Raw genomic sequence first — 24,353 nt, forward strand, 5'->3', positions numbered from 1 at the left:
ATTTCGGACCGACATAACTATCAGCAAAAATATTAAAAATTCAATTCGCCCGGGTCAATTTTGGAATCCGGGAGTGAGATTTTCCCATCTGACTCTCCAGGTGCCGTCATCAGGGATTTTAAATATCATTTGTTATCTTGTCTTGGTTTTCTTGTAAACAATGGATAATCATAACCTGACAAAAATATGAGAAAGATAATATTTATCACAGCTTTTACCCTGGGAACAGCTTTTACAGGCTGTATCCTGCCCGGGTGCAGTTCACATAACGGCCGTCAGGCAGATACCGGAGACGAAATCATGAACATCCTGCTTGTAACCGGCGGACACAGCTTTGATCAGGACAGTTTCTTCAGGATGTTCTTCTCGCTTAAAGGCCTGTGTGTTGACACTCTTTCCCAGCCCCGGGCCAACAGTGCTCTTCTCTCCGACCCGGTTACCAGGTATGATGCAATCGTTTTTTATGATATGTGGCAGGAGATATCGCCTGAAGAGAAAGAGGCTTATCTCGCACTTACAGAGTGGGGGACCGGACTTGTTTTTCTGCACCATTCGCTGGTATCGTACCAGGAATGGGACGAATTTACAGCCATACGGGGAGGCAAGTACTATGAAAGCGGCTATGACTATCCGCCGGAGAAACTGTCAGGTTACCGGCATGACATATTTATGGATGTAACCGTTATTGATACATCACACCCTGTTACCGAAGGTTTAGAGAACTTCCGCATATTCGATGAGGGATACAGCAATATAGGGGTTCTGCCGGGCGTCACTCCGCTGCTCACTACCGACCACCCCGACTGCCATGATATTATCGCATGGGCGCACACATACAACAGCTCAAGGGTTGTATATATCCTGCCGGGGCATGACCGTCATGCCTGGGAGAATGAGAACTACCAGGCCCTTGTTGCCAATTCAATCAGGTGGTCGGCAGGCAGGGACCGAGACGGCCGTTGACGGTCACGCGGGGTTTACGGAAATATCCGCAGCCTGAGGCGAACCGGCCTGCTCAAAAAACAAACCGTACCTTAACACCGGGTATGCGGCCGGCCTGAACGGTCATGAGGCCAGCCGGATGCAGGTACTCAAAACCTGCAGGATCCCGGCGCTATCTGCCCAAAATCTCTTCAGCCACCTCGACGACCGAGTAATAGGCCGGTTTGGGCTCCCACTCCCTGTCAAACAGCAGGGGATAGTTGGTACGGCCGCGTACGGGGAAGTTGTTCTTCCATGAATCGCCGTCAGTCACTCCCCAGAAGGTCACCCTTGATATCTTGTCACGGTGCCTGAGGAATATTTCGAATATGTCACGGTAGCGGTCAGCCAGCTGCTGCTGAACGTCGTCGGGCAGCCCTTCGGTATAGGGATCGAGCCCCTCCTGCATCTCTGCCACCATGGAGATGTCTGCTCCCGAATACTCCCAAGCTGCAGGGAGGACGCAGATATCCAGCTCCGTTATCATCACATCGATGCCGAGGGCGGCAAATTCAGTTATCGTCTTCTCTATCTCCGCCAGTGAGGGATCCGGCAGATGCCAGTGGCCCTGGGTCCCTATGCCGGTGACCGGGGCTCCGTTTTCCTGCAGGTACCTGATAAGCCTGATGGCGCCCTCCCTCTTTGCGGGATTCTCAAGCGAGTAGTCATTGTAGTACAGTTCGGCATCAGGATCTGCCTCGCGGGCGTACTCAAATGCCTTCACCAGGTAGTCCTTCCCTATGATGTTGTACCAGTGGGTCTCACGCATGGAACCGTCCATATTGAGTGCCTCATTGACCACGTCCCATGCCTGAATTCTTCCCCTGTACCTTCCTGCAACGGTGTGGATATGGTCCCTCATCCTCTCAAGCAGGGCATCGCGGTCGAGGAAGTTGCCATCCTCATCCCTGAACACCCATCCCGGTGTCTGGCTGTGCCATACCAGGGTGTGGCCGATCATGAACATATCATTCTCCTCGCCAAATTCAACAAACCGGTCGACCGGTTCGAAATTGTATTCGCCCGGCTGAGGGTGTATAGGGCCCCATTTACTTGCATTCTCAGGTGTAATGGCATTAAAGTGGATCTTTGTGAGCTCTGCGCCTTTAACATCCCTTTCATATATCTGGTTGGCATTAAGGGCGGTACCAATCATGAAAGCCTCTTCATAATAGTCCTTGAGGCCTGCGGGAGCATCATCTGCAACGCCGCATGAAGTGAACATTAAGCCGGCGGCCAGGATAAAAGCCGGCAGAACAATAAATGTTTTTCTCAGTCTTGTCATAACAATAGGTTTTTAGATTAAATTAACCTGCCGGTCGCGAATCCCCCCGGGCAGGAGGTTATTGCATTAGTTACCCCCGTCTTGCTGTAAGGTCCTTCTCAATATTCACCATCGTTTTGTTGGTTAACGGGTATGCCAGCATTATGAGTCCCCCGGTTATCCCGAATATGGCAGGAAAAACACTCATCAGCAGCCTGATCCCGGTAATCGTCTCGGGTGACTGCACAACCAGCGGCACAAAGCCGAACAAATCAAGTGTCCACCCTACGAAAGCGCCGCCGAAGGTAAGTCCTATCTTCAGCGCAAACAGCGATGCAGCCATTACAAGTCCCGTCGCACGCCTCCCGAATTTCCACTCTCCATAGTCAGCCGTATCGGTATATATTGCCCACTGAAGGACCGATACCGATCCGAAAAAGAATGAAACCAGAATATTGAGAATGAACATTGGCATCACATTCCCGGGCTGCAGGAAGTAGAAAAGGCAGGAGAACAACGCGCTTGTAATTAGAAATCCCGAATAGACATTCTTCTTGTCTATCTTGTCTGAGAACAACCTGGTCAGTATGGCGCCCGTGAGGGTAGCTATGGTACCTGCGGTAACGAACGATGAGGTAAAGACCTCATATGTCAGTTTTATGTCAAGTCCGAACAGCGACATCTGCTGGTCGAGCACAAAATACCTGAAATAGTATGGAGTTGAAGAGCCGCGCATCACAATGTATATCAGCTGAAACACGGTGGCAACGGCAATCAGGACCCAGGGCCTGTTTCTTACCAGCTCTTTCAGGTCCTGCCTGATATTGGTCTGCTGCTCCTTTGGCGGAAGCACCCTCTCCCTGGTCGAGATGAAGGTGATAAACAGAAGCAACACGGCAAGCAGGCCATACGCACCCATGGTCATCTGCCATCCTGCCTGTTCGTTTCCTGCACCAAAGTAACTGACCAGAAGCAGTGTTGCCGCACCCACGATGGTCTGTCCGACAAATGCAGCCACAAACCTGAAAGAAGATACCACGGTACGCTCCTGTGAATTGGGCGTGATAACACCCATCAGCGCAGAATATGGAACATTGACCGCTGTATACATCATCATCAGCAGTATATAGGTGATGTATGCATAGATCAGCTTGCCTGATGCACTGTATTCAGGTGTCGTGAATGTAAGCACCCCTACCAGTGCCATCGGAATGGCCATGGTGAAGATGTAGGGCCTGAACTTCCCCCACCTGGAATTGGTCCTGTCGGCTATCATCCCCATGACGGGGTCGGTTACCGCATCCCATATCCTGGCAATAAGGAACATCGTTCCCATTGCTGCCGCAGGCAACCCGAAAACATCAGTATAGAAAATGGGAAGGAACACCACAAAGGTCTGAAAATAAAGATTTGAGGCGGCATCGCCGGTGCTGTAGCCTATCTTTTCACGGAGCGACAGCCTTGGGGCGGATATGCCGGGAGCAACAGCTTCGTCGCCGCCCGCAGTGGTTTCATTATTTGCCATATCACTAAATATAACTGATTATTAATAAAATCCCTGTTACGATATATTGATTTCTATTTTACCCGCAAAACAACCTTTTCAAGGTCCTCATCCCGTGAGGAGTTGCCGACCATGATCTCAAACTCGCCGGGCTCAACCACATACTCCATGTTTATGTCCCAGAATGCAAGAGATTCGGGCGTTACAGCCAGAGATACGGTCTTCTTCTCCCCGGGTGCGAGGTACACCTTCTCAAAGCCCTTAAGCTCCTTTACCGGCCTGGTGACCGAGCTGACCAGGTCTCTTATGTACATCTGCACCACCTCAGATCCTTCCCTGCCACCCGTATTGGTCACATCGGCAAGCACGGCCGTTGTCTCATCCCGGCCTATACTCTCCTTCTCAAGCCTTACATTGTCAATCCTGAATGTCGTGTAGCTCAGCCCGTATCCGAAGGGGAACAGCGGAGAGACCTCGTCAAAGAGGTACCCGCGGCGGGCCGATGGCTTATGGTTGTAAAAGGCCGGTATATGTCCCGCTGAACGCGGAACCGTTATCGGCAGTTTTCCCCCGGGGTTCGAGTTGCCGAAAAGCACATCAGCCACTGCATGCCCCGTCTCCTGTCCGATATACCAGCACTCAAGCAGGGCCGTTGCATTTTCTTCAGCATAATTGACGGAAAGGGGCCTGCCGTTAAACAGCAGCGCCACCACAGGCTTGCCGGTACCTGTCATGGCCCTGAGCAGCTCATCCTGCCTGCCTACCATGTCTATGCTGGTGCGGTCGCCCATATGGTTGAGCATCCATGCCTCGCGCGAGGTCTGCTCGTTTCCGCCCAAAGCGACGATTATGACATCGGCCTCTCCGGCCACCTTAACAGCTTCGGCTATCTGCCTGCGGTCCTCTTCCGGATCGGACGGCACCACCTCATCTTCGTTCCATGAGCCGCCGACAGTGATCTTGCAGCCTTCGCTGTAAACAACCTTTGCCTTGTCTCCGGCAAAAGCTTTGATGCCATCCAGCACGGTGACATCATTAACGGGAACGCCACTGTATCCACCCAGCAGGCTCCTGTTTGCATTGGGGCCTATTACGGCTATGGTACCTGCCTTATTAATGTCGAGCGGCAGCAGGTTGTCGCTGTTCTTCAACAGGGTAATGCTCTCCCGCGCCGCCTCCAGTGCAATACGCCGGTTCTCCTCCGAACCTGAGATACGCGCAGCCTGATCAGGGTCCACATAGGGATCCTCAAAAAGCCCGAACCTGAATTTCCACAGAAGCATGGGCTCAATAAGCTCATCCAGCTCAGTTTCCTTCAGGACTCCCTCATTTACCAGGTCAACAAGATGCAGGTAGCAGTCCGGTTCGGGCAGTTCAATGTTAACGCCGGCGCGGACAGCCAGGATGGCCGACTCCCTGCGGTCGGCCGCAACGAAATGCCCATGTGTGTCGGGACGGTAACCAAGCTCCCATATAGCATAATAATCTGATACGGTATAACCACTGAAACCCCACTCACCGCGAAGCACATCCCTTAGAAGCCACCTGTTGGCATGAGAAGGCACTCCGTCTATCTCGTTATATGCCGGCATGACACTTATTGCACCAGCCTTTTGTATTGCCTCTTTGAAAGGATAGAGGAACGTTTCACGCAGCACCCGTTCTGAAACATTTACAGGGGCGCAGTTCATGCCCGATTCCGGCTGGCCGTGTGCGGCAAAATGCTTGAGCGTGGCTATCAGGTTCTTCCTGTTTTTGAAAGTGCGGTCGCCCTGAAAACCCGTTACCGCAGCAACACCCATCTGCGCCACCAGGTAGGGGTCTTCGCCGAAGGTTTCCTCTACCCTGCCCCACCTCGGGTCCCTGGCAACATCAACCACCGGGGTGAGCGCCTGGTGGGCTCCCCTGACCCGCGCCTCTTCGGCGGTCATGGCGTACAGATCTTTTACCAGGCGGGTATTGAAGGTGCCGGCCAGCGCTATGGGCTGCGGGAAGCTTGTCGCACCCTTCTCTGCCAGTCCGTGCAGGCATTCCTCATGAAAAACCACGGGTATGCCAAGCCTGCTCTTTTCAATGAAGAACTTCTGTATATCATTTGTAAGCTCTGCCATCTCACGGGCGTTGCGGCCTCCCCCTGCATCACCGGGACGCCCGACCTGTCCGGGAAACCGGCCGTTGCTGTAGGCGGCCTTAGCCTTTTCCGGATCAAAATTACCGTTCTCATCGACAAGGGTCTCGTTCTTTTCGTTCCATACGCACACCATCTGTGCCGCCTTCTCTTCAAGCGTCATCCGTGAGATAAGGTCTTTCACCCGCTCTTCAGGTGTAAGTGCGGGGTTCATGTAGGGCAGATCCCCGGGCGGGGTGTTTTCCTTCTTTATCATATCAACTATCTTTTTTATTAATTATTAATACTACTAATTATCAATGCCCGGAGCAGAACCGGATACCCGGCCCGGCAATATAAGCAGGCCGCTTTGTTACTTTTAACATTGGGACTACCAACTGTACCAGGGATCAGGAACATAGATTATTCTTTCAAGGTCCATGTAATGCTCAAGGTCATGATCAGGCTGTTCAAGTCCCCGAGGTATCGGCTTTCCTGAAAAAGACTGAAAATAGAGCACACACGAATTGCGCCAGCGCACGGCATCCCTCTCCTGTATCTTCAAAAGGGCCCTCACATGCTCATGCCTCTCCCTGTCTATAAGTCCCCCGACCGAATCCCAGGCATCCTGCATCCACCGGACCGTCTCAACCCCTTCGTAATATTTGTGTACAAGCTCATCCCAGAGCGTCCTGCCCGACCTCATGGGATGATCCCAGCCCACGTGGTGGAACCACAGCAGGTACTCTTCGGGAATCCTTTCTATATCCCTGAACACAGACGCCACCGGCTCATGGTACTGCTCAACAGCGTTTGACCCGCTTTCGGTCCGGTCAAACCCGATGCCCTGTTCACTCGCCCTGTGATAATAGACAGCACCCCAGTCCGGTCTGTGATGGTGCTCGGTCCACGGAGCCGGCCCGTAATGATGCCCCTGGGCATACAGGTGAGTAAGTCCGAGTGGATTCCTGTAATTGACGGCAGCCTCGCGCGACCTGAACATGATCTCCTTCGCGGTACCGGTGAAACGATCATCGTTGGTAAATGTCATCCTCAGCCACTCATCAGCCAGAACTTCGGCTGTAAGGGTGTGATCCCATGCCAGCCGGCCGAAGGCATACCAGCTTGACTGCACAAAAGGCTGGCCTGTCCAGTTACGGTCGGTTCCGGGGTTTATCACCCCGGCCATCCCGGTGAGGTTGTAATCGAAGACCTTGCCCTCAAGGACCCTGCCTACCGTCGATCCCTCTCCCGCAGCGTATGTGTCGGCATTGAGAACCTCGGTGTACATGGGCCCCTTGTATGCCAGGTGTATCCCGAAACCAAAATACTCCTGCGTAACCTGGAACTCCATCATGGTATTGGTGTTGGGCAGCGCCCCGAACAGGGGTGAGAAGGGCTCCCTGGGCTGAAAATCTATAGGCCCGTTCTTTACCTGTACAATGACATTGTCCATGAACTTACCGTCAAGGGGCACGAACTCATCCCACGCCTCCCTGAACCGGTCTGTCCTGCCAGGGTCATATACAAAGGCCCTCCACATTACTATTCCGCCGAAAGGCTCTACGGCACGGGCAAGCATATTGGCCCCGTCGGCATGATCACGGCCGTAGCCATGGGGTCCCGGCTGGCCCTCAGAATCGGCCTTTACCAGGAATCCGCCTAGATCGGGTATGTATGAATATATCTCAGCCGCCTTTTCATTCCACCACTCAATTACCCGGGGGTCGAGAGGATCGGCGGTATCGAGGCCGGCGAGTATCCGTGGCGAGTCGAAATTGATCGAAAGGTAGACCCTGATACCATAAGGCCTGAAGATATCGGCAAGGACCGCTATTTTCTCAAGGAACTGCCCTGTTACGAAACGGGCATCGGCGTTGACATTGTTTATGGCCGCGCCGTTTATGCCAAGTGATGCGTTCAGCCTGGCGTAATCGGTGTATCTCGGGTGCCTGTATTCGGGCAGGGTCCCCCACTCCCATAGTGAAAGTCCGCCATACCCTCTTTCTACAAGTCTTCCTATATTATCCCAGTGATTTACCACCCTGTGCATGACCCGTGGGGAGCTGCTAACCGTGATGTTTTCGAGACTCTGTTGGGTCTGCAGCAGCCTGAGCAGGTGAAACGTGCCGTAAAGCACCCCTATGTCGGTTTGAGCAGCAATAATGATCGCAGGATATCTGCCTGTCGACACCTCTTCGATCAGGAAACCTTCAGGGCCAAGTTCATCGATCCTGTCCCCCAGTTCAAGAGAGGCAATTACCGGCGAGCCTGACGGGGTGCCGGCTATAAGGGCTCCTCCACCTTCAGGCCTGCTCCTGAATTCAACCTCACGGCCGAGCAATCCCCCCAGTCCCTTATCAAGCTCCTTTTTCACGGCAAGCATGGTGGGACTGCTCTCCTCCAGAACCACATACCCGAGGCGGCTCCTGTAGTCGTCAAGTAACTGGTTGCCGGATACCTGCTCATAGCGCAGCCACATACGGTACCCGTCTTCGGCACCGGCTGCACCCGGCAACATTATTAAAATAAATAAAATAAGTACTGTTCGTGGCAGGTTTTGCACTGTTTCCGGCAATCTGTTTCCTTTGAAGCCCATATTTTAAAAAATTTCCCATAAAAGTAGTATTTTCTCATTAGTGTCCGATAAATATTAAATTGCGTTCTTTGAAATCCTTGCTATATCTGATTTGTGGAGCTTTTTAGTTGCGTGTCGATTTGAATTGAAATATTGGTTTTTAGCTTTACACAAAGCTAATAATCATGAATCAAGGCAAATTTGTTTTCTCCCAACTCACCGATTTTCTCCCTAAAAGAATTTTTGACGGTCTGGTCACCAAATACAATGCAAATAAATATGTTAGGCATTTCACATGCTGGAATCAGTTACTCTGCATGGTGTTTGGCCAACTTACCGGAAGAGATAGCTTACGAGATCTTATGATTAGTATCGAACCACACAAACCCAAGTACTATCATCTAGGTTTTGGAAAAGGAACCTCAAGATCAAACTTTGCCAACTCCAATGAAAAAAGAGATTGTAGAGTGTTTGAAGATTTTGCGTACTATCTCATTGACCTGGCCAGGCAATCTGCAATAGTAGATCAGGATTTTCAGCTTAACATTGATGGCAATGTCTATGCATTCGATTCAACTACAATTGATCTATGTTTGAGTGTATTCTGGTGGGCTGAATTTCGCAAGACAAAAGGAGGTGTCAAAATGCACACCTTGTATGACATCAAAACTTCGATCCCCTCATTTATCCATATATCTTCAGCAAAAGTACATGATGTCAATGTAATGGATCTTTTATCTTACGAACCAGGTGGATATTATATCTTTGACCGGGCTTATATTGATTATAACAGGTTGTTCAACTTAAATAAAAGCTTAGCCTATTTTGTCGCCAGAGCAAAAGATAATATCCAATTTCGCAGAATGTACTCAAAAAAAGTCTGTAAGGATACCGGTGTTTTATTAGATCAGATCGGGAAATTGAAAGGATTTTATGTTTCAAAAAAATATCCTGAAAAACTCCGGTACATCAAATATTTCGATGATGAAACAGGCAATGAACTTGAGTTTTTATCAAATAATTTTGAACTAACAGCAGAAGACATTGCTCAACTTTACAAATACAGATGGAAGGTGGAGCTGTTTTTTAAATGGATTAAACAGCACCTTAAGATCAAATCATTTTGGGGTACGAGCCCGAATGCAGTCAAAATACAAATCTACTCGGCGATTATTGCTTATTGCTTGGTTGCATTGGTCCGTAATAAACTGAAAATTGATCGTTCTACCTACGAAATTTTGCAAATATTGAGCATATCTCTACTTGACAAAACACCTATAAAAGAGCTACTTACATATCAGAATTACAAAGATGTCAAAGAACTATATTGTAAACAGTTGAAAATCAACTGGAATTAATCGGACACTAATGGTATTTTCTGATAAATAGACAGAATTTGTTAATAAACGGGTGACAGAACACGGTGCTTTTCCTGGCGGCATGGGGGCCGGCACTTGGCTTGCCGCTGAACCCGGTGCTTATGCAACTGCCTGTTTAACACCAAAATCAGGTTGTATGACCGGTTTATTGAAACTTTAGTTATTTTTAACAGATATTTTAAACCTCAGAACATTGAAAAAATGAGCAAAAATTTTGTATTCATACTGGCCGGACTACTGATCATGGCGACAGCACATGCCGGCGAAACACGCCTGCTCAGGCAGCCGGCGGCAAGCAGCGATCATATTGCATTCACCCATGGCAGCAACATCTGGATAACCGGTCATGAGGGCGGCGAGGCCAGGCGGCTGACCAGCTTCCAGGGTGTGGAATCATTCCCGAAATTTTCGCCCGACGGCAGGTGGATAGCTTTCAGCGGACAATTCGGCGGAAGCACCGATGTTTATGTCATCTCTGTTGACGGCAGCGAGATGAAAAGGCTTACCTGGCACCCGGGTGCCGATATTGTCAGGGGCTGGAGCCCCGACGGCAGGGTTATCTTCACCTCGGCACGAAACAGCGCACCCAGCGGATACCCCCGGTTCTTCTCAGTGGGCTTTGATGAGGGGCTTCCTGAGCAACTCCCTATACCCCGCGGCTACAGGGGTGAATACTCACCCGACGGGCGTTATTTTGCCTATGAGCTGGTAAGGCCGTCGGACGAGGAGTGGCGCAACTACAGGGGCGGCCAGAACAGGCCGGTATGGGTGCTGGATATGTCGGACTATTCCCTGACCGAGCTTCCCCAGGAGGATAACTCGCGCAACCAGTATCCGGTATGGATCGGCAATACCATCTATTTTTTGTCGGACAGGGACTATAGCATGAACCTGTACAGCTACGACACCGGCACCGGTGAGCTGGACCAGCTGACCTTCTACAGCGAATATGACATAAAGTACCTCAGCGCGGGGGGCGGAGTGCTCGTTTACGAGTATGGCGGCGACATATACAGGTTCGATCCCGGCACCCGGGAACCTGAAAAGCTCAGCATAACCGTGCGCGGTGACTTCCCCTGGGCAATGCCCGGATGGAAGAACGTGGGCAATTTCGTAACCAACGGATCACTCTCTCCCAGCGGTGTAAGGGCGGTGCTCGAGGCCCGGGGCGACATTTTCACCGTACCCGTGGAGAAAGGCGACTGGCGCAACCTGACCTCCTCCCCGGGAGTGAGGGCCAGGAACCCGGTGTGGAGCCCCTGCGGCGGTAATATTGCCTGGTTCTCAGATGAAACAGGCGACTACAGGCTGATGATCGGGGGACAGGACGGACTGGAAAAGGCGCGCGAGATAGAACTTCCCGAGCCCAACTTCGTATATACCCCGGCATGGAGCCCCGATTCAAAGTATATAATCTATACCGATGCCAACCTGAAACTCTGGCTCGTGGAGGTAGAGACGGGTAATGTAAGGTTTGTAGACCAGGACAGGTTCATCCATCCCCAGCGTACGATGGATCCCGTCTGGAGTCCCGATTCAAGATACATAGCATATGCGAAAAGGCTTCCCAACCAGTACCACGCCATAAAGGTGTGGTCGGTCGAAGATGACGAGGTGCTTCAGCTTACCGACGGCATGTCCGATGCAGTGTCGCCGGCATGGGACGCCTCAGGCAAATACCTGTGGTTCCTTGCAAGCACTAATTTCGGACTTAACACCGGGTGGCTCGATATGAGCGCCTACGAGAGGCCCGTTGAGAGGGCTGTTTACCTTATTGTGCTTGACGGCGAGGAGTCCTCCCCCCTGCTCCCCGAAAGCGATGAGGAGAAACCCGGCAGCAACGGAAACAGCAAAAACGGTAGCAGCAACAACGAAAACAGTGACAACGGGGTCAGGGTAAAGATTGACATGGAAGGTATTGACCAGAGGATACTCTCAATTGATGTACCCTCGAGAAATTACTCCAACCTGGCAACAGCAGGTGAAGGAATGGTCTTCTACATGGAGTTTGTTCCCGGACAGGCAGGTCCAACACTTCACCTGTACGAGCTGGATAAGCGCGAAACAAGATCCTTTATGTCGCCCGTGCACTACTACAGCATATCGGCCAACGGCAACAAGCTGCTTTACAGGTCGGGCAGCCGGTGGGGCGTTGTCGACACCAAAGGGCGGCCCTCGCCAGGTGACGGACAGATCGATGTTTCAGGACTTCAGGCAAGGCACGACCCGGCAGAGGAGTGGCGCCAGATATTCAACGAGGCCTGGAGGATATACCGCGACTACCTTTACGTCCACAACTATCATGGAGCGGACTGGCAGGAGGTGTACAACAGGTACGAGCCTTTCGTGGAGCATGTAAAACACAGGGATGACCTGAACCATATACTCTCGATCATGGGCGGTGAGGTGTCAATGGGACACTCCTATGTGAGGGGTGGCGACTATCCCGATGTGCCGAGAACACCTGCCGGACTACTGGGAGCGGACCTGGAGCCCGACAATGGCAGGTACAGGATAACCCGGATATTTACCGGTGAGAACTGGAACCCCGACCTGAGGGCTCCGCTCAGCGCACCGGGGGTGCAGGTCTCAGAAGGCGATTATATCCTGGCAATTGACGGGGTTGACCTGAGAGTGCCGGTTAACCCCTACAGCCTGCTTGAGAACAAGGCAAACAAACAGACGGTGCTGCGTGTCAACAGCCGGCCCGTTGAAGAGGGCTCATGGCTGATCACTGTAGTTCCGGTATCCAGTGAGATGGGACTGAGAAGGCTTGCCTGGGTAGAAGACAACAGGCGCAAGGTGGATGAGCTGTCAGGCGGCAAACTTGCCTATGTATGGCTTCCCAATACGGGCCAGGCGGGTTATTCCTACTTCAACCGCTACTATTTTGCACAACAGCACAAGCAGGGGGCGGTGATTGACGAGAGGTTCAACGGTGGCGGCTCGGCGGCCGACTACATGGTCGACATCATGGCCCGCAGCCTGCACGGCTTTTTCAATAACAGGATAGATCCCGACCTTCCCTTCACCTCACCCGGGGCGGGAATATGGGGACCCAAGGTAATGATCATAAACGAACATGCCGGCTCGGGCGGCGACCTGCTGCCGTTCATGTTCAGGAAGATGGAGATAGGCCCGCTTGTAGGTACCACCACGTGGGGCGGACTTATAGGGATATGGGATTCCCCCACACTCATTGACGGAGGCGCCATGGTACCCCCCAGGGGCGGGTTCTACAATGTTGACGGCGAATGGGATGTCGAAAACATCGGTGTGGCACCCGATATAGAGGTAGAAATGATCCCCGAAAAGGTGATAAGGGGCCAGGACCCCCAGCTTGAGAGAGCTGTTGAAGAGGCACTCAGGCTGCTTGAAGAGGATCCTGTCAGGATACTTCCCGAGCCCGATCCACCTGTCAGGTACAGGCGCGCACCGTCAAGATAGGGTATAAACCGGTAACCCCGTTCGCATTCAGTGAACGGGGTTATTTTTTTTTGGTGCCAGCTGAATGCCGGGCGCCATCCAAAATCTGAGGAAATTAACAGAAAAATCTTCTCATTTATTTTTAATTAGTCTAATTATGCCTTAATTTTGTTAGGAACATCCAACGGGATTGTTATTGCCGTACACATCAAAAAAATGTCACTATGAGAAAACATCTGCTCTTATATGCGATTGCGGCTCTTGCTGTCCAGGTACTTACAGCACAGTCGCCGGCAGCCTTCCAATACCAGGCTGTAGTACGAAATTCAGCAGGAGAAGCCCTTATGAACAAGTCGGTATCTTTCCGGATGAGCATACTTCAGGGTGATGCTGAAGGAGAAGCTGTTTACACCGAGACCCACGACCAGGGCACAATGACCAGTCCGTTCGGTATGGTGACCCTGGAAATTGGGAGCGGACAAAGCACAGGATCGCTGTCAGAAGTTGACTGGTCAGCCGGCCCCTACTTTCTGAAAACCGAGCTAGACACTGAAGGCGGAGCAAACTTTATTCATACCGGAACTACCCAGTTACTGTCGGTTCCCTATTCGATGTACGCCGAAAGGGCCGGATCGGTTTCTGTGGTGCGGGCCCCGGAAACCCATGACTCCGAAGAACCGGTATTCCAGGTGCAGAACAGGAATGGTGATGTGCTGTTCGCCGTTTATGAATCGGGGGTTGTGGTAAATATTGATGAAGATTCTCCGAAAGGCAGCAGGGCGGGATTTGCCGTGGGAGGTTTTTCCTCACAAAAGGATGAACCGCTCACAGATTATTTTACTGTTGAAAGAGACAACGTCAACATCTACCTGGATGATGATCCGACAAAGGGCACAAGGGGAGGATTTGCAGTCGGCGGCTTCACCTCGCAAAAACAGGGGATGGAGCAGGATTTCATGCTCCTTACACCTGATAACATGTTTATATGGCTCGACATGGATATGGCTGAAGCAAAAGGGACAAGGGGAGGATTTGCAGTAGGTGGATTCTCCAGGCAGAAACAGGGTATGGACGACATGAACGGTATGTCAGGAACAGTCGACTACCTTCGCGTAACGCCCGACAGTACAAGGCTGTGGTTTGACGACAGTTCAGGAAAGGGCACAAGGGGAGGATTCGCGGTAGGCGGATTTACATCGCAAAAAACAGGCGAAACCCAGAGTTACCTCTCCGTTACCCCCCAGAGCTCAGGGTTTTTCATCGAAGCGCCGGAAACAAAACCAGATCCATTCGGGGGATTTTCGATATCCGGACTTGACACTGCCGGGGAGCTGAGAAATCTCCTCCAGGTAACCAGGGACACCACCTATATAGCAACTACTCTGCGGGCCAGGCGTTCCCTGGAGGTTGACGGCGACATAAACATCGGCGGAACGGTAGGTGAGCGCACCTTCATTGACGAGCGTGACGGCAATGAGTACAGGTGGGTACAGATCGGCAACCAGATCTGGATGGCCGATAACCTGAGGTACGAGCCGGGTTCAAAGGTCTACAATGATGATACAGCTTTCGCGGAAATCTATGGTTTTCTTTACCCGTGGTCAACAGCCAGCAATGATACCCCGAGCGATGAAAATCCCAGCCGGGTAAGGGGCATCTGTCCCGCGGGATGGCACCTTCCCAGTGAGTCAGAGTGGCAGGAAATGGCAAATTACCTGAGGGGTGCGGGTGTGGCCGGCGAAAAGCTTAAATCAAGCCGGTTATGGGACGGAACAAATGAATCGAGGTTTGATGCCAGGCCGGGAGGGTATGGCTGGTATTCTGATTACGACTATGGATACTCCTATTCCGGTGAAGGGAACATGACAGGTTTCTGGACCACCACCCAGTCAGAGCCTGAGGGCACGGCCAATCACTACATGCGGCTGCAGGAGGGAGATACGGGTATCACTGCACAGTATTCATGGGACTCACCCGGTGATTATCAGCTCCATTACGTGCGCTGCGTGAAAGACAGGTAGCAGTTCACTGAGCGGCAGGCAGCAGCAGGCTGCCTGCTAATTTTCACCCCGGAGGGTGAGAGCATAAACATTCACTGTGCCATCGGCGCACGCAGCAGCCAGGAACCTTCCATCGGGACTGTAGGAGAGTTTCCTGACACCAGATCCGGGAAAGAGGATGTTCTGCACCTTGCCCTCCTCTGTATCCCACAGGATGATCCTTGCATCATTTCCTGCCGAAGCAAGAGTGGCGCCGTCAGGAGAGAAGGCGACTGCAAAAAGCCGGTCGGTATGTTTCCTGAGGATGTGGCGTGCTTCCAGGGCGCCGGCATCCCATATGATCACCATACTGTCAAAGCCGGTTGATGCAATATGGCGGCCATCGGGGCTGTACCTGACCCCCTTCAGGTCGCCCGTGTGCCCTTCAAGGTCGGCTATACGCGAACCTGTTGCCTTATCCCACAGTGAAACGAGGTTATCACGGCTGGCTGTGGCAATGACCGAACCGTCGGGTGAAAGGGTAAGATCACAAATCTTTTCATCATGCCCGCGGATACGGAACAGCTTTTCTGCTCTCTCCCTGTCCCAGCTGATAAATGTAGAATCCCATCCGCATGACACAAAGCTCCTCCCCGAAGGATGTACCGAAACAGCCCTTACCCTGTCGGTGTGTCCCTCATAAGTGCGAAGCTCCTCACAGGGCATGAACGACCACAACTTCAGGTCGCCGTCAAAGCCGGCAGTGACTATCTGTGTGTCGCCGGGCAGGAACTCCGACTGGTACACCCAGGATCCATGCCCTGCAAGCTCACATACCATTTCCCAGGAGTTCAGTGCATCGAAAACACGTGCAGTGCCGTCGGCACTCCCGGTAACCAGGTAACGGCTGTCGTGGCTGAAGCTAACCGATAGCACAACCTCATCGTGGGCCTGTATTCCGGTATTGCTCTCCCGGCCGCAGCCGGTCACAACAAACAGGATGAGAGTTACCACTATCGCGCTTTGCTGTATGCGCAATGAAAACATATATTCCATAATACTATCTCTAATTAAAGCGGTCAAAAAACGGGGCCCTACCAGAAGAAATAGTATAGCAACCCCACTATCAATATAATACCGGCAGCTCCGAAATTAAACGCATTACCCGTTTTGAACAGTTCCGGGTTTATATCAAATGATTTTTTATCAACCTTTTTCATCCTGGAGTTAAGGATGAAGATCATGCCAATAAAACCAAACCCGGTTGCAAGCATGAATATCGACTCAAATCCAAGGTGCGCCAGCGGGCCGGTAAACACAATACCGAGCATAAGAGTAATGATGCCAGCAATAACAAACCCGTAACCAGTATTTGTCATAAACCTTGCTTTCCTTCCTGCCGGCAGTGTGCCTTCAACAAGATTCCTGTCCCTGAGACTGACTATTGATGCTATAAAGACAAGCAGGATGAAGACATACCCCATTCGCAGTATAAAGGGCATTTCAGGGAAAAATATCTTGATCAATATACCTGCAGGGATTGTAGCTATGGCGGTCCATAAGGCAGCCCGGGCAGTGGCCTGCTTCCAGAACAGCCCCATCCCGAATACCACTACTACACCCGGATAGATATAGCCCGTGTACTCCTGGATATACTGGAATGCCTGATCCAGTCCCCCAAGCAACGGCCTTGCAGAAGCAACGGCAATTACCAGGGCGATAAAGGCAACAATACGCCCAACCTTGACAAGCTCCTTTTCTTTGGCTTCTTTCCTGAAGAAAGGCTTGTAAATATCCATGGTAAAAATTGTGGAAGTACTGTTTATCATGGCCGACAATGATGATACAATAGCCGCCACCAGTGCCGCAAAAGTGAGTCCCCGGATACCCGCCGGAACGAAATTCTTCAAAAGCCAGGGATAAGCCTCATCAGCCCGGCCTATCTCGCCAATGTATTCCCTTGACTCAAGAAGTTCCGGATGCTGAAACAATACATAAGCCGCAATTCCGGGGAGTATGACAATAACAGGTATAAGTATCTTCAGATATCCCGCAAAAATCAGTCCCCGTTTCGCATGCTGGATATTTTCTGCTGCAAGGCCCTTCTGAATGATAAACTGGTTGAAACCCCAGTATCCCAGGTTGGTAAGCCACATGGCGCCAAATATAACAGCAAGACCGGGAAGGTCGTTGAATGCGTCTGTAAATCCTCCGGCACCATCGGGAACTATTGTATCCTTTGCTACGATCATCCCGAAATGAGATTCACCTGCCTTCTCGTAAATAACAGACAGGCCCTGAAAAATACCCTCACCTCCCGAAACAGCATAGAGAGCAAGGACTGTAGTAACAAGTCCGCCGCCAATCAAAAAGAACACCTGCACCACATCGGTCCACGCCACTGCCTTAAGTCCGCCATAAATAGAATAAACAGCCGAAAAAGCAGCGAGTCCCAGAATACCCCACATCAGAGGAATACCCATGATACGATCCATAGCGAGCGCCCCCAGCCAGATCACCGTTGTCAGGTTAACAAAAACGTAAACCAGCAGCCAGAAAACAGCAAAAGCAACACTTACACTCTTGTTATACCTGCTTTCGATAAACTGGGGCATGGTATATATCCCCTTATCGAGAAACATGGGCAGGAAATATTTTCCGACTATGATCAGGACAATGGCAGCTATCCATTCATACGCGGCAATACCCAGGCCGATCCTGTATCCTGACCCGGACATGGCAATAAAGTGTTCAGCAGAGATGTTAGCTGCAATAAGCGATGCTCCTATCGCCCACCATTTAAGCGATCTGCTGGCCAGAAAATAGTCCTGCGAAGTTCGTTCAACTCCTTTCCTGGAACGGGATACATATAATCCTATACCAACTATCATCAATACATAAATGATGAAAACGATATAGTCTATTAAATCAAATGCGGAGCCCATTGTTATGAAATTTTATTTTATATGAATAATTACCCGTTCTGTTTAAAGTAATCTATTTGCAACATCTTACCCGACCTTGATAACAGCAGGTTAAATAAACCCCCATGCCTGCCGGAAAGATATAGCAGCAAAACATGGGGGATATCAGCTTACTCGTTTAAACAGACAAGCATTACAATATGTAATGATTCAGAATAGCCTCGTACAACTCCTGCCTGCCGCTCAACTGCTCGGGCTCGCCATTCTCAACTGCAAGTTTGCGCAGGTCTTCCAGCGTAAGCTTGCCCTGCTCAAACTCAGCACCTTTACCTGAGTCAAAGGACTTATAACGGTCAGCTCTCATCTTCTTGTAAGGTGACTTCTCAAGAACATCGTATGCTACTTCCAGTGCCCTGGCAAAAACATCCATTCCTGCAATATGGGCTATAAACAGATCATCGAGATCAGTAGAGTTTCTCCTGGTCTTGGCATCAAAATTAATACCTCCTGTTTTAAAACCTCCGGCTTCAATTATTACCAGCATGGTTTCAACAAGCTCATACAGGTTTATCGGGAACTGGTCGGTATCCCACCCGTTCTGGTAGTCACCCCTGTTGGCGTCGATGCTTCCCAGCAATCCGCTATCGGCAGCCACCTGCAACTCATGCTGGAAAGTATGGCCTGCAAGCGTAGCATGGTTAACCTCAATATTAAGCTTGAAATCACCCGCAAGTCCGTATTTATTCAGGAACCCTATAATAGCGGCAGCATCGTAATCATACTGGTGCTTGGTGGGCTCCATGGGCTTGGGCTCGATGAGGAAGGTGCCGTTAAAGCCGTTCTTCCTGCCATAGTCCCTTGCCATTGTCAGGAATCTTGCCATATGCTCAACTTCCCTTTTCATATCGGTATTCAGCAGAGAGAAATATCCTTCCCTGCCTCCCCAGAACACGTAGTTCTCACCACCAAGAGCAACGGTGGCATCGATGGCATTCTTAACCTGGGTAGCGGCATGGGTTACAACGTTGAAGTCGGGGTTTGTGGCCGCCCCGTTCATGTACCTTGGATGGGAAAACAGGTTGGCCGTTCCCCAGAGCAGCTTCACACCTGAGGCCTTCTGCTTCTCCTTTGCATACTCAACCATTGCATGAAGTCTATTTTCGGATTCTTTAATGGTAGCGGCCTCATCAACCAGATCGTAGTCATGGAAGCAGTAGAAGGGTATCCCCATCTTTGTTATGAACTCAAAAGCAGCATCCATCTTCTCCCTGGCCCTTACCATGGGATCGAAGCTGCCATTCCACGGGAAGACCTTCGTTCCCGGACCGAACGGGTCGCCTCCGGTGCCGCACAGGCTGTGCCAGTAAGCAACCGCAAACCTGAAGTGGTCTTTCATCTTCTTGCCTGCAACCACCTTGTTCTCATCATAAAACCTGTATGCCAGGGGGTTCCTGGATTTAGGGCCCTCATATTTAATCTTTCCTATGCCCTTGAAGTATTCCTTGTCACCTTTCAGATATTCCATAATCGATTTTTTTGGTTATAATTATTGTTTTTGTTGTTACTATATCAATGATCAATTAATCCTGGTGCCTGCCATGCGAAAAACACCTTCCTGTTTGATTAACATGGCCCGCTTTATTTACCCTTCTGCATCTGGCAATTCAGCAGTTCCACCCATCCGGCATAAGCCTCTTCGAGTGCCGGCTTAATTTTACCATCGGGTTCAATCCTTTCCACAACCTTGAGCTGGCCGAACGCTTCCTCGAAAGAGAAATAAATACCCGCACCGATGGCAGCTGCCCTTGCCGCACCCTGCGAACCATCGGTGTTGTATAGTTCAATGCCTGCTCCGGTAAGTGTTGCGAGGCTCGTGGCGAAGATCGGGCTCAGGAACATGTTCGCCTTGCCGGCCCTGATCATCTCAGGGGTGATGCCGGTCTTGCCCATTATGTCCATGCCATAGCGGAAGGCGAAGACGATACCTTCCTGGACCGCCCTTATAATGTGAGCCCTGTTATGTACGTTGAAGTTGACGTTCCCGATATGGCACCCGGTATCACGGTTTCCAAGCATCCTCTCGCTGCCGTTACCGAACGGCAGTATCCTGACGCCGTCGCTGCCAGCGGCCACTGTCCCGGCAAGCCTGTTCATCTCGTTGTAGTCCGTACCCGGACCGGCAACATTGCGTTTGACCCATGAATTGAGTATTCCCGTGCCGTTAATACACAGGAGAACTCCCACCCTGGTTTTGTTCTTTTCGTGGTTAACGTGGGCGAAGGTGTTTACCCTTGACTGCGGGTCATATTTTATTTCATCGCTGACCCCGTAAACGACCCCGGAGGTGCCGGCTGTGGCCGCTATCTCGCCGGGCTTCAGCACGTTGAGCGAAAACGCGTTGTTCGGCTGGTCACCCGCCCTGTAGGTAACCGGCGTGCCTTTCTTAAGCCCGAACAGCGAGGCAGCCTCGGCTGTAAGCCTTCCCTGGGTCGAAAATACTGGCACCACCCTTGGAATGAAGTCCGCGTCAAACCCGAAATGATCCATGATGACCTGTGACACCTCATGCTTCCTGAAATCCCAGAAGATACCTTCAGAGAGTCCGCTCGGGGTTATGCATGCCTCACCGGTAAGCTTCATGGCAAAGTAGTCGCCCGGAAGCATGATCTTGTATATTCTTTTGTATACCCCGGGTTCATTTTCCTTCACCCAGGCGAGCTTTGAGGCAGTAAAGTTTCCGGGGGAATTGAGCAGGGAGTCAAGGCACTCTTCGGGCCCAATGGCATTGAATGCCCTCTCTCCTGTCTCCACGGCACGGCTGTCGCACCATATTATTGAGGGGCGGAGGGGTTTAAGATCCTTATCCACCATTACCAGTCCGTGCATCTGGTATGAGATCCCTATGGCTGCAATGGCCTCGGGATTGACTGCCGGATTGGTAAAGAGCTGCTTGGTCGCCACCAGGGCGTTCTTCCACCACATTTCCGGGTCCTGTTCGGCCCAGCCGCTCCGCGGAGCGGAGATAGGCATCTCTTCCTTCGGGTAAAATGCGGAAGCTATACACTCTCCTGTATCTGTATCAATTACACTCACTTTTATCGACGAGCTTCCCAGGTCGTATCCTATTGTCTGCATTCTTTCAGTTTTATTGGCGGTAATTTCCGCCTGTGAACGATTGTCCTGACCTTGCGGCAAAAGAGATACAAACATAAAAAAATTAATTGAAATTTTAGGTAGTTTTGCACAGGAGGCCTGCTTGAAGTCCTTACCGGCATTGCCAGGTGATCCCTGTACAACAATTATTTACAACATGGATTTTTTCTTCCCCATGAAACGCTCAGCCTTCCAGGTTATGCTCAAACCTGTGGGGCCGGCGTGTAATCTTGACTGCACCTATTGCTACTACCTTGAGAAGAAGAGCCTCTACCCTTTTGCCAAAGGTTACCGGCTTAATGATGATCTTCTGGAGAAATTCATAAAAGAGTATATTCAGTCACAAGACGTTCCGGTTGTAAGCTTCGTATGGCAGGGAGGCGAACCCACCATGCTGGGAGTGGATTATTTCAGAAAGGCCGTCGAACTGCAGCAGAAATATGCCGAAGGAAAAAGGATTGACAATGCATTACAGACTAACGGAACGCTGCTAACCGATGAATTCTGCGAATTCCTGAACGAAAAGGGCTTCCTGGTAGGATTATCGATCGACGGGCCGCGTGAAGTGCACGACCACTACCGGGTTACAGTAAAGGGAGAACCTTCCTGGGACAGGGTTATGGAAGGTGTAAGGCTGCTCAAAAAGCATAAAGTCGAGTTCAACACCCTTTCGGTAGTTAATGACAAAACATCTGAAAAACCCATTGAAGTTTACCGTTTCCTGAAAAGCACCGGCAGTCAGTTTATGCAGTTTATACCCATTGTCGAAAGACACACCGCCGATCCCGGAGAGGAGGATGTTCACCTGGTGCATCATCGTCACAGGGGCGAGGCGAAGGTAACGGACTGGTCGGTCAAGCCGGAAAAATACGGAAATTTCATGGTTAAGATCTTTGACGAGTGGGTAAGAAAGGATGTAGGCACCTATTACGTTCAGCTTTTCGATGTCACCCTGGCCAACTGGGTTGGTGAGAGCAATCCGGGGTTATGCGTATTCTCTGAAACCTGCGGCGACGCCACGGTTATGGAGCATAATGGCGACCTCTACTCATGTGACCATTTTGTTTACCATGACTATTTTCTTGGGAATATTAAAGAGACCCCCCTTCTTGATATGATGCAGCAGGAGAGGCAGGCCCGGTTCGGGCTGGAGAAAAGAACGAGTCTCCCGAAAAAATGCCGCGACTGTGAATTCCTGTTTGCCTGCCACGGAGAATGCCCCAAGCACCGCTTCTGTACAACCGAAGAAGGCGAACCTGAACTGAATTACCTGTGCAAAGCATATGAGATGTTCTTCGATCATGTAAAGCCCTACATGGACTACATGACAAAACAACTGCGGGCCAAAAAGCCACCTGCAAACGTGATGCAGTGGATAAAGCAGAAAGAACAGCCTGCCATGGCTTCAGTCCCTGCAGCAGGCCGCAACGACCCCTGCCCCTGCGGCAGCGGAAAGAAATACAAGCAGTGCTGCATCCGGTTTTTTAAATAACCTCCCGGTTTGCAAACTCATAGGGATCAAAATCGATGCCGATGCCGGGAATCTGACCGCTGGTGTGAAAGTAATTGTGAACCTGAAAAAACCAATAATTGCAATGCACAAGAGATCATTTCTGATACTGACCTGCTTTCTGTCACTTGCAATTCTTTCCGGGCAGAAAAGCTATGAATATTTGGGAACCGCTGACTCCGGCAATCCTGTCATAAGATCCACACCCGAAAGCATCGGTGACTTCCGGATGTGGAATCGCGGCAAACAATTTACTATTGTAAGGCCCGCAAAATATGAACATGCTCTGCGAAATCCGATGAAAGGGTTTACCACCCGGGGAATATATGAGCATCCCTGGGCCACGACAGCACACACTTACATCCGGTGGAATGAGCTCGAAAACCATGAAACCGATGGTATAGAGAAAATAATAGAAGTGTGTGATGAAAAATGGAAGGGAGTAGAAGACCGCAATGTAAAAGTAATCCCAAGAGTCTATCTGCATTGGAGTGGTGATAATAAATACTGGCCGGCAGAAATGCAGAAACTTGTGGGCGACGCATTTGCTGAAGCTTTCAGGAACAAAAAAATTTCGGTGCGGCATAACTGGAAAGAATTTACAGATCACCCTTTCGGGGAATACTGGGATTCATGGGCCCATTACGAACAGATGTGGCCGCATGGGAACAGTATCAGGCAAATGAATAATGGCGGACGTTATCTTGAGAATTATGTTGGTGGCGAAGTCGCTTATGACTGGGGAAACGCTGACATTCAACCCGGTTCTTCGCCTACAGCAAGTGTGGCCGTAAAAAAACACCGGGATTTTGTAATTAATTCAATTCGCTGGCTGCATTGTACCCAGCTTCGCTGGATTGAAAATTATGATCAAAATAACGATGAAGCAGTTAAAGGAGCAGAAGAAATCCAGAAAGCTTTTGGATACCGGTATATACTTGACGAGGTGCGTTTCTCCTTGAGCGATTCCTTGTATTTGGAATTTGATGTGATCAATACAGGCTCGGCGCCTTTTTATTATGACTGGCCCGTTGAAGTGGCACTCCTTGATAAAAATAAACATAAGCCGGTCTGGAGATACACTTTCGAAGATGCCGATATAAGAGACTGGCTGCCCGGTGAAAAATGGACTGACCCTGAATGGACAGCCGTTTCGGGATGGTCGGAATATTTACCCGACGCGGACTGGAACGCAACGGAGAAGGGGAAATGGGAAATACCACCACATAAAAACAGGGTAAAAGGACAATTTAAAGTGGATATCCCCGAAGGAACTTATGTTCTTTCGCTGGCAATACTGGACCCTGCAGGCAATTTGCCCAGCCTGAGGTTTGCAACTGCGAATTATTTAAACGGGGGGAGGCATCCTGTAGGAATGGTTGATTTTGAAAAAAGTCTTTGCCACCCTTTGCCGGCCGGTTTTGCTTTCGATGATCCGGCTGCGGACTTAAGTTTGCATTATATCCACTAATTCCAAAAAATAATTATTTGGGAATAAAGCCAATTGGCAGCATATCGCCCACACGTTGTTTACCCATCTCTCCGCTT

At 50.6% G+C, this 24,353-nt stretch carries 14 protein-coding genes; 6 read left to right on the top strand and 8 right to left on the bottom strand.

Translation table 11 applies throughout. The features are described 5' to 3' along the window. Positions 1–186: 186 nt before the first annotated feature. On the top strand, positions 187–963 hold the full coding sequence (locus EA408_00945) for a ThuA domain-containing protein (protein ID TVR75159.1): 777 nt from the start codon (positions 187–189) through the stop codon (positions 961–963). Between the two features lie 151 nt (positions 964–1,114). Here EA408_00945 and EA408_00950 read toward each other — a convergent pair whose 3' ends face one another. From EA408_00950 to EA408_00965, 4 genes are all read right to left on the bottom strand, one after another. Next, entirely contained in the window at positions 1,115–2,206 is a 1,092-nt protein-coding gene (locus EA408_00950; GenBank protein ID TVR75183.1) for an endo-1,4-beta-xylanase, read from the bottom strand. 130 nt (positions 2,207–2,336) lie between these two features. Continuing rightward, complete coding sequence (locus EA408_00955; protein ID TVR75160.1) at positions 2,337–3,770, bottom strand: MFS transporter; 1,434 nt, start codon at positions 3,768–3,770, stop codon at positions 2,337–2,339. A gap of 53 nt (positions 3,771–3,823) precedes the next feature. Then, positions 3,824–6,133 (bottom strand): beta-glucosidase, encoded by a 2,310-nt coding sequence (locus EA408_00960; GenBank protein ID TVR75161.1) that lies wholly within the window; start codon positions 6,131–6,133, stop codon positions 3,824–3,826. A gap of 114 nt (positions 6,134–6,247) precedes the next feature. Further along, the gene (locus EA408_00965) at positions 6,248–8,377 is read right to left on the bottom strand and encodes an alpha-glucuronidase (GenBank protein TVR75162.1); all 2,130 of its coding nucleotides are present in this window, start codon (positions 8,375–8,377) and stop codon (positions 6,248–6,250) included. Positions 8,378–8,619: 242 nt separating this feature from the next. Here EA408_00965 and EA408_00970 point away from each other — a divergent pair, with 242 nt between their 5' ends. The 3 genes from EA408_00970 (at position 8,620) to EA408_00980 (ending at position 15,260) form a co-directional block, all read left to right on the top strand. Next, positions 8,620–9,792 (top strand): IS4 family transposase, encoded by a 1,173-nt coding sequence (locus tag EA408_00970; GenBank protein TVR75163.1) that lies wholly within the window; start codon positions 8,620–8,622, stop codon positions 9,790–9,792. Positions 9,793–10,014: 222 nt separating this feature from the next. Beyond that, positions 10,015–13,260 (top strand): protease, encoded by a 3,246-nt coding sequence (locus EA408_00975; GenBank protein TVR75184.1) that lies wholly within the window; start codon positions 10,015–10,017, stop codon positions 13,258–13,260. A gap of 203 nt (positions 13,261–13,463) precedes the next feature. After that, positions 13,464–15,260, top strand: a complete 1,797-nt coding sequence (locus EA408_00980; protein ID TVR75164.1) for a hypothetical protein — start codon at positions 13,464–13,466, stop codon at positions 15,258–15,260. A gap of 36 nt (positions 15,261–15,296) precedes the next feature. On the opposite strand, the gene EA408_00985 is transcribed toward EA408_00980, so the two are convergent. From EA408_00985 to EA408_01000, 4 genes are all read right to left on the bottom strand, one after another. Then, positions 15,297–16,274, bottom strand: coding sequence for a WD40 repeat domain-containing protein (locus EA408_00985; protein ID TVR75165.1), 978 nt, complete (start codon positions 16,272–16,274; stop codon positions 15,297–15,299). 38 nt (positions 16,275–16,312) lie between these two features. Then, positions 16,313–18,163 carry a sodium/glucose cotransporter gene (locus tag EA408_00990; GenBank protein ID TVR75166.1) on the bottom strand — a complete coding sequence of 617 codons (1,851 nt, stop codon included), beginning with the start codon at positions 18,161–18,163 and terminating at the stop codon, positions 16,313–16,315. A 172-nt stretch (positions 18,164–18,335) separates the two neighbouring features. Next, complete coding sequence (gene xylA, locus EA408_00995) at positions 18,336–19,667, bottom strand: xylose isomerase (protein ID TVR75167.1); 1,332 nt, start codon at positions 19,665–19,667, stop codon at positions 18,336–18,338. 113 nt (positions 19,668–19,780) lie between these two features. After that, positions 19,781–21,277: a carbohydrate kinase gene (locus tag EA408_01000; protein ID TVR75185.1), complete on the bottom strand. Its 1,497-nt coding sequence runs from the start codon at positions 21,275–21,277 to the stop codon at positions 19,781–19,783. A gap of 175 nt (positions 21,278–21,452) precedes the next feature. On the opposite strand from EA408_01000, the gene EA408_01005 reads away from it, so the two are divergent. Together EA408_01005 and EA408_01010 are read left to right on the top strand one after the other, a co-directional pair. Next, positions 21,453–22,787 (top strand): anaerobic sulfatase-maturation protein, encoded by a 1,335-nt coding sequence (locus EA408_01005; protein TVR75168.1) that lies wholly within the window; start codon positions 21,453–21,455, stop codon positions 22,785–22,787. Between the two features lie 103 nt (positions 22,788–22,890). Continuing rightward, a complete protein-coding gene (locus EA408_01010; GenBank protein TVR75169.1) occupies positions 22,891–24,276 on the top strand; it encodes a DUF4832 domain-containing protein in 1,386 nt (461 codons plus the stop codon). The last annotated feature ends 77 nt before the right edge of the window (positions 24,277–24,353 follow it).

Source organism: Marinilabiliales bacterium (assembly GCA_007695015.1).
Taxonomy (GTDB): domain Bacteria; phylum Bacteroidota; class Bacteroidia; order Bacteroidales; family PUMT01; genus PXAP01.